The sequence below is a fragment of the Streptomyces sp. SD31 genome, assembly GCF_052068475.1.
Lineage (GTDB): Bacteria > Actinomycetota > Actinomycetes > Streptomycetales > Streptomycetaceae > Streptomyces.
In genome coordinates, this window is record NZ_JBQHCX010000012.1 from 151,592 (window position 1) to 163,529 (window position 11,938).

The 11,938-nt window shown below is 70.5% G+C and carries 7 protein-coding genes; 3 read left to right on the forward strand and 4 right to left on the reverse strand.

Going from position 1 to position 11,938, the window contains the following annotated elements; genetic code table 11:
- Window positions 1-28: 28 nt before the first annotated feature.
- On the reverse strand, window positions 29-754 hold the full coding sequence (locus tag ACTMVF_RS25740) for a vWA domain-containing protein (protein WP_441273478.1): 726 nt from the start codon (window positions 752-754) through the stop codon (window positions 29-31).
- 145 nt (window positions 755-899) lie between these two features.
- Between ACTMVF_RS25740 and ACTMVF_RS25745 the strand changes: the two genes are divergently transcribed.
- A complete protein-coding gene (locus ACTMVF_RS25745) occupies window positions 900-1,868 on the forward strand; it encodes a rhomboid family intramembrane serine protease (RefSeq protein WP_441273479.1) in 969 nt (322 codons plus the stop codon).
- A gap of 141 nt (window positions 1,869-2,009) precedes the next feature.
- On the opposite strand, the gene ACTMVF_RS25750 is transcribed toward ACTMVF_RS25745, so the two are convergent.
- From ACTMVF_RS25750 to ACTMVF_RS25760, 3 genes are all read right to left on the reverse strand, one after another.
- A complete protein-coding gene (locus tag ACTMVF_RS25750) occupies window positions 2,010-3,473 on the reverse strand; it encodes a glutamate synthase subunit beta (RefSeq protein WP_441273480.1) in 1,464 nt (487 codons plus the stop codon).
- Window positions 3,466-8,073, reverse strand: coding sequence for a glutamate synthase large subunit (gltB, locus tag ACTMVF_RS25755; protein ID WP_441273604.1), 4,608 nt, complete (start codon window positions 8,071-8,073; stop codon window positions 3,466-3,468). The genes ACTMVF_RS25750 and gltB overlap by 8 nt, the downstream gene beginning before the upstream one ends.
- A 371-nt stretch (window positions 8,074-8,444) precedes the next feature.
- Window positions 8,445-9,176 carry a VIT1/CCC1 transporter family protein gene (locus ACTMVF_RS25760; RefSeq protein WP_441273481.1) on the reverse strand — a complete coding sequence of 244 codons (732 nt, stop codon included), beginning with the start codon at window positions 9,174-9,176 and terminating at the stop codon, window positions 8,445-8,447.
- Window positions 9,177-9,447: 271 nt separating this feature from the next.
- On the opposite strand from ACTMVF_RS25760, the gene ACTMVF_RS25765 reads away from it, so the two are divergent.
- Together ACTMVF_RS25765 and ACTMVF_RS25770 are read left to right on the forward strand one after the other, a co-directional pair.
- Window positions 9,448-10,515, forward strand: coding sequence for an ADP-ribosylglycohydrolase family protein (locus ACTMVF_RS25765; RefSeq protein ID WP_441273482.1), 1,068 nt, complete (start codon window positions 9,448-9,450; stop codon window positions 10,513-10,515).
- A complete protein-coding gene (locus ACTMVF_RS25770; RefSeq protein WP_441273483.1) occupies window positions 10,512-11,933 on the forward strand; it encodes an ADP-ribosylglycohydrolase family protein in 1,422 nt (473 codons plus the stop codon). Before ACTMVF_RS25765 ends, ACTMVF_RS25770 begins: the two co-directional genes overlap by 4 nt.
- The last annotated feature ends 5 nt before the right edge of the window (window positions 11,934-11,938 follow it).

Below are 11,938 nucleotides of genomic sequence, written 5' to 3' on the forward strand. Positions count from 1 at the left end.
AGGGCCGCGTGAGTCAGGCACGCGTGAGTCAGGGACGACGTACGATCCCCCGCGCCCGCGCCGCCGCCAGCCACTTCGGGAACTCCCCGACCAGGCGGTCGTACAACTCGGCGTCGGCGACGGTCCGCGGATCCGAGCCGGCGTGGAAGAAGCCGGCGTTGTCGACCACCCGCTTGTCCGGCACCGCCAGCTCGTCGAGCTTGCGCAGGAAGTCGAACTGCCGGCTGGTCGGGTCCCCGAAGCCGATGAACTGCCAGAACAGCGGGAGCGGGGCCGCCTTGCACAGGTACCGTTCCGCGGCGAGCTTGTTGATGGGCCCGCCGTCGGTCTGGAAGACGACCAGGGCGGGGTCCTTCGACCCGCTGTCCAGGTAGTGGTCGATGACGGCGTCCATGGCGAGGTGATAGCTGGTCTTGCCCATGTGCCCGAGGCCGGCCACGATCCGCTCGATCCGCCCCTGATGGTCGGCCAGGGCGATCTCGGTCTCGGCATCGACGTCGGTGGAGAAGAACACCACCGGCACGGTGCCGTCGTCGTCGAAGTGCGCCGACAGCCCGAGCACCCGGTCGGCGAGCGCCTGCACGCTGCCGTCCTTGTAGTACGGCTTCATCGACCCGGAGTAGTCGACGACCAGATAGACCGCGGCCCGCACCCCGTCCAGCCGGTGCTTGTGCAGCGACACCCCGGCGCTCTTGTACAGGCTGACCAGCGCGGGTGCGGTCTCCTCGACCTTGCTGAGACTGATCGCGGCCATGTGCTCTCCCCCTCGTGCATCGTGCGGCTGCCGAGGTTACGGCACATTGGCCCCGCCTCTCCCTCCGTCCACAGGTGTTCGCTATTTTGTTCGCCGCCGTCCCCACCGGCTCACCCTTCGTCCCGTCCCCATCGAGGAGCCGGCTGTGGAGCCCGAGTCCACCCCGTCCCAGTCCACCCCGTCCCAGTCCACCCCGCCCGAGTCCGCCGAGCCCACCGTCACGACCTGCTATCGCCACCCCAAGGTGGAGTCCCACGTCCGCTGCACCCGCTGCGACCGGTACATCTGCCCGGACTGCATGCGGGAGGCGGCCGTCGGACACCAGTGCGTGGAGTGCGTGCGGGAGGGCGCGCGGTCGGTGCGCCAGGCCCGCACGCTCGTGGGCGGACGGATCGCCGCGACGCCCCTCGTGACCTCCGTGCTCATCGGGCTCAACGTCCTCGCCTATCTGGCCGAGGTGGTGCGCCCGGAGCTCCTGGACCGGTTCGCGATGCTCACCGCCCGGCTGGTCGGGCCGGACGGCGGCTACTACCTCTACGAGGCCGGCCACCCGTCGAGCTTCCACGCCGAGGGAGTGGTCGCCGGGCAGTGGGACCGGCTGCTGACCAGTGGGTTCCTCCACACACCGCCGACGGAGGGCACCTTCGGGCTGCTGCACATCGTGATGAACATGCTCTCGCTGTGGCAGCTCGGCCGGGTCGTGGAACCCATGCTGGGCCGCGTCCGGTACGTCGCGCTCTACCTGCTGGCGACGCTGGGTGGTTCGGTGTTCGAGCTGCTGCTCACCGACGCGCACGTGGAGTCGGTCGGTGCGTCGGGCGCGATCTTCGGCCTCGGCGCCGCGTACTACGTCCTCGCCCGCCGGATCGGCGCTGACATGCGCAGCATCAATCGCTTCATGACGTTCCTGCTGCTGTGGCTGCTGCTCTCCGCGGGCCTCACCTCCTGGCAGGGCCATCTCGGCGGGCTGCTGACGGGGGCCGCGGTCACCCTCGCCTACGCCTACGCCCCACGCGGGCCGCGCCAGGCCCTGATCCAGGCGGCCGCCTGCGTGGGCGTACTGGTGCTGCTGGCGGTGGTCGCGGTCGCGAAGGTCTCGGAGCTGACGGGCTGAGGGCCGGCGCCACACCTCTGAGCACAAGCGGCGGCGCCCGCCCAGTCGTCCGGTCGGGGACTGTGGGCAGGCGCCGTCTGTGTTCCGTACGCCGTTGTACGGGACGTTTTTTGAGTGACCGTCAGGTCACTTGTCGAACCGTCACACCATCAGCGCGCGGTCCGTGGGCCGGATCGGGGCCGGCAGTTCGCTGGTTCCGGTCAGGAAGCGGTCGGTGCCGCGGGCGGCCGAGCGGCCCTCCGCGATCGCCCACACGATCAGGGACTGACCCCGGCCCGCGTCACCGGCGACGAAGACGCCCGGCACGTTGGTCTGGAAGTCGGCGTCGCGGGCGATGTTGCCGCGCTCGTCGAGCTCCAGGCCGAACTGCTCGACCAGGCCGTTCTCGCGGTCGGTGCCCGTGAAGCCCATGGCGAGGGTGACCAGCTGGGCGGGGATCTTGCGCTCCGTGCCCGGCTTCGGGGTCAGCTTGCCGTCGATGAACTCGACCTCGGTGAGGTGCAGCCACTGGACGTTGCCGTCCTCGTCGCCCTCGAAGTGGGTCGTCGAGACGGAGTAGACCCGCTCGCCGCCCTCCTCGTGCGCGGACGTGACCTTGTACAGCATCGGGAAGGTCGGCCACGGCTGGGCGACCGGGTTCCGCTCGTCGTTCGGGCGGGGCATGATCTCCAGCTGCGTGACGGAGGCCGCGCCCTGGCGGTGGGCGGTGCCCACGCAGTCGGCGCCGGTGTCGCCACCGCCGATGACCACGACGTGCTTGCCCTCGGCCGAGATCGGGGGCGTCACGAAGTCGCCCTCCTGGACCTTGTTGGCCAGCGGCAGGTACTCCATGGCCTGGTAGATGCCCTTGAGCTCGCGGCCGGGGACCGGGAGGTCGCGGGCGGTCGTCGCACCGGCGGCGATGACGATCGCGTCGTACCGCTTCTTCAGGTCGGTCGCCTTGAGGTCGCGGCCGATCTCGATGCCGGTACGGAAGCGGGTGCCCTCCGCGCGCATCTGCTCGATACGGCGGTTGATGTGCCGCTTCTCCATCTTGAACTCGGGGATGCCGTAACGGAGAAGGCCTCCGATGCGGTCCGCGCGCTCGTAGACGGCGACCGTGTGGCCGGCCCGGGTCAGCTGCTGGGCGGCGGCCAGGCCCGCCGGGCCCGAGCCGATGACGGCGACGGTCTTGCCGGACAGGCGCTCGGGGATCTGCGGGGCGACGGTGCCCTCGTCCCACGCCTTGTCGATGATCGAGACCTCGACGTTCTTGATGGTGACGGCCGGCTGGTTGATGCCGAGCACGCACGCCGACTCACAGGGAGCCGGGCACAGCCGTCCCGTGAACTCGGGGAAGTTGTTGGTCGCGTGCAGACGCTCGCTCGCGGCCGCCCAGTCCTCGCGGTAGGCGTAGTCGTTCCACTCGGGGATCAGGTTCCCCAGCGGACAGCCGTTGTGGCAGAAGGGGATACCGCAGTCCATGCAGCGGCTGGCCTGCTTACTGATGATCGGCAGCAGGGAGCCGGGGACGTAGACCTCGTTCCAGTCCTTCAGACGCACGTCGACGGGACGGGACTTGGCGACCTCGCGGCCGTGGTTGAGAAAGCCCTTGGGATCAGCCATTGGTCGCCGCCTCCATCATCTTCTCGGTGATCTCGGTCTCGGAGAGACCGGCTCGCTCGGCGGCGTCCTTGGCGGCGAGCACTGCCTTGTACGTGCTGGGGATGATCTTGCTGAAGCGGTCCACCGCGGTGTCCCACTCGGCCAGCAGCTTCTCGGCCACCGTCGAGCCGGTCTCCTCCTGGTGGCAGCGCACCACGTCGTGCAGCCACTGCTTGTCGGCCTCGTCCAGGGCCTCCACGGCACCGACGTTGCCGACGTTGACGTTGTCGCGGTCGAGGTCGATGACGTAGGCGATACCGCCGGACATACCGGCCGCGAAGTTACGGCCCGTCTCGCCGAGGACCACCGCGTGACCACCGGTCATGTACTCGCAGCCGTGGTCGCCCACGCCCTCGGAGACCACCAGCGCACCGGAGTTGCGGACGCAGAACCGCTCGCCCGTACGACCGCGCAGGAACAGCTCACCGCCGGTCGCGCCGTACGCGATCGTGTTGCCCGCGATCGTCGAGTACTCGGCGAGGTGGTCCGCGCCCCGGTCCGGACGGACGATGACACGGCCGCCGGAGAGGCCCTTGCCGACGTAGTCGTTGGCGTCGCCCTCCAGGCGCAGCGTGACACCGCGCGGGAGGAAGGCGCCGAAGGACTGGCCCGCGGAGCCGGTGAAGGTGATGTCGATCGTGTCGTCGGGCAGGCCCGCCCCGCCGAACTTCTTGGTCACCTCGTGGCCGAGCATGGTGCCGACCGTGCGGTTGATGTTGCGGATGGCGACCTGGGCGCGCACCGGCTGGGCGTCGGTCGCGGAGTCCGCGGCCAGGGCGTCGGCGGCGAGCTTGATGAGCTCGTTGTCGAGCGCCTTCTCCAGGCCGTGGTCCTGCTCGATCAGCTGGTGGCGCACCGCGCCCTCGGGCAGCGCCGGCACGTGGAACAGCGGGGCCAGGTCCAGGCCCTGCGCCTTCCAGTGGTCGACCGCGCGGGTCACGTCGAGCGCCTCGGCGTGACCGACGGCCTCCTCGATGGTGCGAAAGCCCAGCTCGGCGAGGATCTCGCGGACCTCTTCGGCGATGAACTGGAAGAAGTTCACGACGTACTCGGCCTTGCCGGAGAACCGGTCGCGGAGCGTCGGGTTCTGGGTGGCGATGCCGACCGGGCAGGTGTCCAGGTGGCAGACGCGCATCATGACGCAGCCGGAGACGACGAGCGGCGCGGTCGCGAAACCGAACTCCTCGGCGCCGAGCAGCGCGGCGATGACGACGTCACGGCCGGTCTTCAGCTGGCCGTCGGTCTGCACGACGATGCGGTCGCGCAGGCCGTTGAGCAGCAGGGTCTGCTGGGTCTCGGCGAGGCCGAGCTCCCAGGGACCACCGGCGTGCTTCAGCGAGGTGAGCGGGGAGGCACCCGTACCACCGTCGTGGCCGGAGATCAGGACGACGTCCGCGTGCGCCTTGGAGACACCCGCGGCGACCGTGCCGACACCGACCTCGGAGACCAGCTTGACGTGAATCCGCGCCTGCGGGTTCGCGTTCTTGAGGTCGTGGATCAGCTGGGCCAGGTCCTCGATGGAGTAGATGTCGTGGTGCGGCGGCGGGGAGATCAGGCCCACGCCCGGCGTCGAGTGACGCGTCTTGGCGACCCACGGGTAGACCTTGTGGCCGGGCAGCTGACCGCCCTCACCGGGCTTGGCGCCCTGGGCCATCTTGATCTGGATGTCGTCGGCGTTGACCAGGTACTCGGACGTGACACCGAAGCGGCCGGACGCGACCTGCTTGATGCTCGACCGGCGCGCCGGGTCGTACAGACGCTCCGGGTCCTCGCCGCCCTCACCGGTGTTGGACTTGCCGCCCAGCTGGTTCATGGCGATGGCGAGGGTCTCGTGCGCCTCCTTGGAGATGGAGCCGTACGACATGGCGCCGGTGGAGAAGCGCTTGACGATCTCGCTGGCCGGCTCGACCTCGTCGATGGAGATCGGCTGCCGGTCGGACTTGAAGCCGAAGAGCCCGCGGAGCGTCATCAGCCGCTCGGACTGCTCGTTCACGCGGTCCGTGTACTTCTTGAAGATGTCGTAGCGGCCGGTGCGCGTGGAGTGCTGGAGGCGGAAGACCGTCTCCGGGTCGAACAGGTGCGGCTCGCCCTCGCGGCGCCACTGGTACTCGCCGCCTATGTCGAGGGCGCGGTGCGCGGGCGCGATGCCGGAGGCCGGGTACGCCTTCGCGTGGCGGGCGGCGACCTCCTTGGCGATGACGTCGATGCCGACGCCGCCGATCTTGGTGGCGGTGCCGTTGAAGTACTTCTCGACGAAGGCGTCTTCGAGACCGACGGCCTCGAAGACCTGGGCGCCGCGGTAGGAGGCGACCGTCGAGATGCCCATCTTGGACATGACCTTCAGGACGCCCTTGCCGAGGGCGTAGATCAGGTTGCGGATGGCCTGCTCGGCCTCGATGTCCGAGAGGAAGGTGCCCGCGCGGACCAGGTCCTCGACGGACTCCATCGCCAGGTACGGGTTGACGGCGGCGGCGCCGTAGCCGATGAGCAGGGCGACGTGGTGGACCTCGCGGACGTCACCGGCCTCGACCAGCAGGCCCACCTGGGTGCGCTGCTTGGTGCGGATGAGGTGGTGGTGGACGGCCGCGGTGAGCAGCAGCGACGGGATCGGCCCGTGCTCGGCGTCCGAGTGACGGTCCGACAGGACGATCAGACGGGCGCCGTTTTCGATGGCGGCGTCGGCCTCGGCGCAGATCTCCTCGATGCGCGCGGCGAGGGCGTCACCGCCGCCGTGCACCCGGTACAGACCGGAGAGGGTCGCGGCCTTGAAGCCCGGCATGTCACCGTCGGCGTTGATGTGGATGAGCTTGGCCAGCTCGTCGTTGTCGATCACCGGGAACGGCAGCGTGACGCTACGGCAGGACGCGGCCGTCGGCTCCAGCAGGTTGCCCTGCGGGCCGAGGGAGCTCCTGAGCGAGGTGACGAGCTCCTCGCGGATGGCGTCCAGCGGCGGGTTGGTGACCTGCGCGAACAGCTGGGTGAAGTAGTCGAAGAGCAGACGCGGGCGGTCGCTCAGCGCGGCGATCGGCGAGTCGGTGCCCATCGAACCGATCGGCTCGGCACCGGCCTTGGCCATCGGCGCGAGGATGACGCGCAGCTCCTCCTCGGTGTAACCGAAGGTCTGCTGGCGGCGGGTGACCGAGGCGTGGGTGTGCACGATGTGCTCACGCTCGGGCAGGTCGGACAGCTCGATCTCGCCGGCTTCCAGCCACTCCGCGTAGGGGGCCTCGGCGGCGAGCTGCGCCTTGATCTCGTCGTCCTCGATGATGCGGTGCTCGGCGGTGTCGACGAGGAACATGCGGCCGGGCTGGAGGCGGCCCTTGCGGACGACCTTGGCGGGGTCGATGTCGAGGACGCCGACCTCGGAGCCGAGGACGACGAGGCCGTCGTCGGTGACCCAGTAGCGGCCGGGACGCAGGCCGTTGCGGTCGAGCACGGCGCCGACCTGGGTGCCGTCGGTGAAGGTGACACAGGCCGGGCCGTCCCAGGGCTCCATCATCGTGGAGTGGTACTGGTAGAAGGCGCGCCGGGCCGGGTCCATGGAGTCGTGGTTCTCCCACGCCTCCGGGATCATCATCAGCACGGAGTGCGGCAGCGAACGGCCACCGAGGTGCAGCAGCTCCAGCACCTCGTCGAAGGACGCGGAGTCGGAGGCGTCCGGCGTGCACACCGGGAAGATCCGCTCGAGGGCCTTGCCGTCGGAACCGAACAGGTCCGAGAGGAGCTGCGACTCGCGGGCGACCATCCAGTTGCGGTTGCCCTTGACGGTGTTGATCTCACCGTTGTGCGCGACGAAGCGGTAGGGGTGCGCGAGCGGCCACGACGGGAAGGTGTTCGTCGAGAAGCGCGAGTGGACGAGGGCGATCGCCGAGCCGAAGCGGCGGTCGGACAGGTCCGGGAAGAAGGGCTCCAGCTGACCCGTGGTCAGCATGCCCTTGTACACGATCGTGCGGGCCGACAGCGACGGGAAGTAGACACCGGCCTCGCGCTCGGCGCGCTTGCGCAGCACGAAGGCCTTGCGGTCGAGGGCGATATCCGTAGCCGGCACCGTGGAACCGTCCGCCACGAAGACCTGGCGGAAGACGGGCATCGTCGACCGGGCGGTGGCGCCGAGCAGTTCGGGGGCGACGGGCACCTCGCGCCAGCCGAGGACGGTCAGCCCCTCCTCGGACGCGATCGTCTCGATCTGCGAGACGGCGTCCTGGGTTCCGTTCTCCGGCAGGAAGGCGATACCGACGGCATACGCACCGGCCTCGGGCAGTTCGAACCCGGCCACCTCCCGGAAGAAGGCGTCCGGCACCTGAGAGAGGATGCCCGCGCCGTCACCCGAGTCGGGCTCGGAGCCGGTGGCACCGCGGTGTTCGAGATTGCGCAGAACGGTCAGCGCCTGCTCGACCAGCGCATGGCTCGCCTCGCCGGTGAGGGTGGCCACGAAGCCGACACCACAGGCGTCGTGCTCGTTGCGGGGGTCGTACATACCCTGCGCAGCAGGGCGAGCATCCATGAACGACCAGTTCTGGCCATTCGCGGAGTGCTGGGACGGCTGGCGCGGCGTACGCATCGGCTCTCCCGTCGTCGTCATGTGGCATATGCAAGGTGCCGAGGGACGACGTTGGCCCTCTGCGTGATCGCAAAATTTCGTGCAGGTTACATGATGGAACGGTTCTCGGGAACCGGGATAATCCGTTCCAACATGCGGACGCCATGCGCTTGCGTCGGGGTTCCGCGCACATGGCTTGAAGTATGTGAGGACCGATCGTGACAGGTCTATGTCCGTCGATCCGAGGGGCGGAGGAGGCGGCGTCGCCCACCCCGCGAGTGCGCCGCAGGCGTCATTGCCCACAGCGCTTACGGCTCATGCCCAGTGGTTAAGCATTCGAAACCAGCGAGTAACGGCTACTTATGCGGCCCAACGCATAAGTTCCAGCCGAACTATCCTACGGCCGTTCCGAACAAGCTGCCCAGGGCGTACGTCACACCGGCCGCGGCACCACCGAGAGCGAGCTGTCGCAGCCCGCTGAACCACCAGGTCCGCGCGGTCACCTTGGCCACGACCGCACCGCACAGGAACAGCCCGACGAGCGCGAGCAGCACGGCCGGCCACAGCGCGGTCGCGCCGAGCAGATACGGCAGTACGGGCAGCAGGGCGCCCAGCGCGAACGACCCGAACGACGACACGGCCGCGACCAGCGGTGAGGGCAGATCGCCGGGGTCGATGCCGAGCTCCTCGCGGGCATGTATCTCCAGGGCCACCTCGGGATCACGGGAGAGCTGCTCGGCGACGGCCTGCGCGAGCTTCGGCTCGACCCCCCGCGCCTCGTAGAGCGCCGCGAGCTCGGCCTCCTCGTCCTTCGGGTGCTTTCTCAGCTCCCGCCGCTCGACATCCAGCTCGGCCTCGACGAGCTCACGCTGCGAGGCGACGGAGGTGTACTCGCCGGCGGCCATGGAGAAGGCGCCGGCCGCGAGCCCGGCGAGCCCGCTCAGCACAATGGTCTGGTGACCCACGGCCCCACCCGCGACACCGGTCATCAGGGCGAGGTTGGAGACCAGACCGTCCATCGCGCCGAAGACGGCGGGGCGCAGCCAGCCGCCGTTCACATCCCGGTGCGTGTGGTTGTCACGGTGCGCCTCGTGCAGCGGCGCTTCGGTCTCGATGATGGCCATGAGGGTCCCCCAGGAAGCTCAGGTAAGGCTGTCTTTAGACATGTTCTACTCTTGGACAGCACTCAATCTACGCCTGGAAATTCCGCCCCGCCAGCAAGGAAAGGCTGGGCTAACCTGCGGTTTTCCCTAGAACGCTCATTCGTGCCCGGCCCTGCACAGATGTCGACCGGGTGACACTGAGGCCTTCGAGGCTCTGGTCAACCGCCGACGGTGGGACACATCCGCAAAGGGCTCCGCGCCCTGGGCGGAGCCCCCGGAGGAGAGGCCGCGCATGCCATCCATCGCCTGCATTCCCTCGGTCCCGGCGCCCGGGGACGCCGCCGAACTCCGCGACCGGGCACGCGGCGCGATGCTGGGCCTGGCGGTCGGCGACGCGCTGGGCGCCCCGGCGGAGAACATGAAGCCCTCCGAGATCCGCGCCCGGTGGGGCCGCATCACGGGATTCGTCACCGACAACCCGGCCGGCACGGACGACACCGAGTACGCGATCTTCTCGGGTCTCCTCCTCGCCCGCCACGGCTCGGCTCTCACTGCCGCCCATGTGGAGACGGCCTGGCACGAGTGGATCGCGGACCGTTCGGAAGGCCCCTTCCGGGGCGCCGGTTTCAGCGAACGCGGCACGCTGGAGAACCTCCGCCGCGGCCTCGCGGCCCCCATCTCGGCCCAGCACCGTCACGCCTGGAGCGACGGCCTCGCCATGCGGGCGGCCCCCTTCGGCGTCTTCGCGGCGGGCCGCCCGGCCGAGGCGGCCCGCCTGGTGGCCATCGACGGCTCGGTGAGCCACGACGGCGAGGGCATCTACGGCGGCCAGGCGGTGGCGGCGGGCGTGGCGGCGGCGATGGCGGGGGCACCGACGATCGCGGTGGTCGCGTCAGCCCTGGCGGTGGTCCCGGACGACTCCTGGACGGCCCGTTCCCTGCGCCGCGCCGTGGCGGTGGCCCACCGCGGCGAACGCGCGGTCCGCTCCGCGGTCGTGATCGGCGGCTACCCCTGGACCGACCTGGCCCCCGAGGCGGTCGCGCTGGCCTTCGGGGCGTACGCGGCGGCGGACGGCGACTTCGTCCAGGCGGTCCTCACGGCCGTGAACATGGGCCGGGACGCGGACACGACGGCCGCGGTGGCGGGTGCGCTGGCAGGTGCGACGCAAGGGGCGTCGGCGATCCCGACGGAGTGGGCGGCGGCGATCGGGCCGGCGCGGGGAAGCTGCCTGCCGTCGATGGCCGGGCATCACGTGCTGGACGTGGCGGAGTTGCTGGTGCCGGGGGAGGACAGGAAATGGGTGACGGGGGGACTCACAACGGCTGAGGCGCCGACACCACACGCCGGAGCCCGACGATGACCCCGCCCACCCCATGGGACGAGGGCACCCCGACGACAACCGCCCCCGAAGCCGAGCCCACGCTGCTGACACAGCCACCCGAACCCACGGCCGCGGACGGCACGACGCTCACGGAGCCGAACGAACCTACGGCCGCCGAGGGGACGACTCTCACACAGCCGCACGAGCCCGCGGCCGCCGACGGCGAGCACGCTCCACTGGGGCCACCCGCACCCGCAGACGAAGACGAGAGCCGCACGGGCGGTGCGGGTGCGAAACGACCGGCCGAAGGCGAAGCCGAGGCCGGCACGGCGCACCCCCCGGAGGGCAACCGCATCCTCGGCCTCCTGCTCGGCCTGGCCGCAGGCGACGCCGCAGGCTGGCCCGCCGCCCGCCACAGAGCCGCCCGTATGCCCGACTGGACCCGCCGCCTCACCCGCGAACTCGACACCTTCGCCGAGCAGAACGCGACCACCACCCTCCCCGTCCCCATCGCCCTCAACCAGCATCCCGAACCCCTCCGCCTGGGCCCCTCCGACGACGCCGAATGGGCGGCCTTCGCAGCCGAGGCAGTCCTGCGAGCCGGCGACGACACCGCCCTGGGCGACCTGAGCCGAGAACGCCGCACCCGAACCGCGATCGACCTGACCTGGACCGCCTTGGCCGACGAAGTCGCCGCCGCGGCGGACCGCGCCCCCGAGGTCGAGTCGGCCATCCTCCCCCTGCGCGCCCGCATCTCCGTCCGCGCCGGCCTCGGCAACCTCGCGACGGGCCTGCGCCCACCCGCCACCGGCCACGACAACCCGCACTACTTCGACGACGCGGCCTGCGTAAGGGCCTGCGTCCTCGCCGTAGCCCACCCCGGCGACCCCCGCGCCGCCGCCGACCTCGCCGAGTTCGACGCCCGCTACACCCAGGACGGCGACGGCGTACACGGCGCGAGGGCGATGGCGGCGGCCCTCGCCCTCGCCCTGACCGGCGCGGACACCGCGGCCTGCGTGGCAGCGGCACTCACCGAACTCCCCGAGGAAACGGAGATCGGGCGCAACGCCCGCCACGCGCTGAAGCTCGCCCAGGACGCCGACAGCGCCTTCGCCCTGATCCCCCTCCTCGAGCACCAAATCGTCGACCACGTCTACAGCTACGGCATCGCGGCAGCGGAAACGGTCCCGGTCGCCCTGGCCCTCGCCGTCGCCGCAGAAGGCCGTATCGCCGAAGCGGTGCCCGCCGCCGCGTGCCTCTCCCGGGTCGCGGACTCGGCACCGGCTCTGGCGGGCGCGCTGACCGGCGCACTCGGCGGCGGTACGGCGATCCCGGCGTCCTGGCGCGACACCTGCCGCACCCTCTCCGGCTGCGTACTCCCCCGGCTCACCGGCACCGACCTGGTGGAACTCGCCGAACTCCTGGAAGCCACGCAACCGGCCCGACCAGGAGGATGATTCGG

What these genes read in the sequence shown, in the direction of transcription:
- ACTMVF_RS25770 (WP_441273483.1), top strand. Translation starts at nt 10,512, where the DNA reads ATGACCCCGCCCACCCCATGGGACGAGGGCACCCCGACGACAACCGCC.
- gltB (WP_441273604.1), bottom strand. Translation starts at nt 8,073, where the DNA reads ATGCGTACGCCGCGCCAGCCGTCCCAGCACTCCGCGAATGGCCAGAAC.
- ACTMVF_RS25760 (WP_441273481.1), bottom strand. Translation starts at nt 9,176, where the DNA reads ATGGCCATCATCGAGACCGAAGCGCCGCTGCACGAGGCGCACCGTGAC.
- ACTMVF_RS25765 (WP_441273482.1), top strand. Translation starts at nt 9,448, where the DNA reads ATGCCATCCATCGCCTGCATTCCCTCGGTCCCGGCGCCCGGGGACGCC.
- ACTMVF_RS25740 (WP_441273478.1), bottom strand. Translation starts at nt 754, where the DNA reads ATGGCCGCGATCAGTCTCAGCAAGGTCGAGGAGACCGCACCCGCGCTG.
- ACTMVF_RS25750 (WP_441273480.1), bottom strand. Translation starts at nt 3,473, where the DNA reads ATGGCTGATCCCAAGGGCTTTCTCAACCACGGCCGCGAGGTCGCCAAG.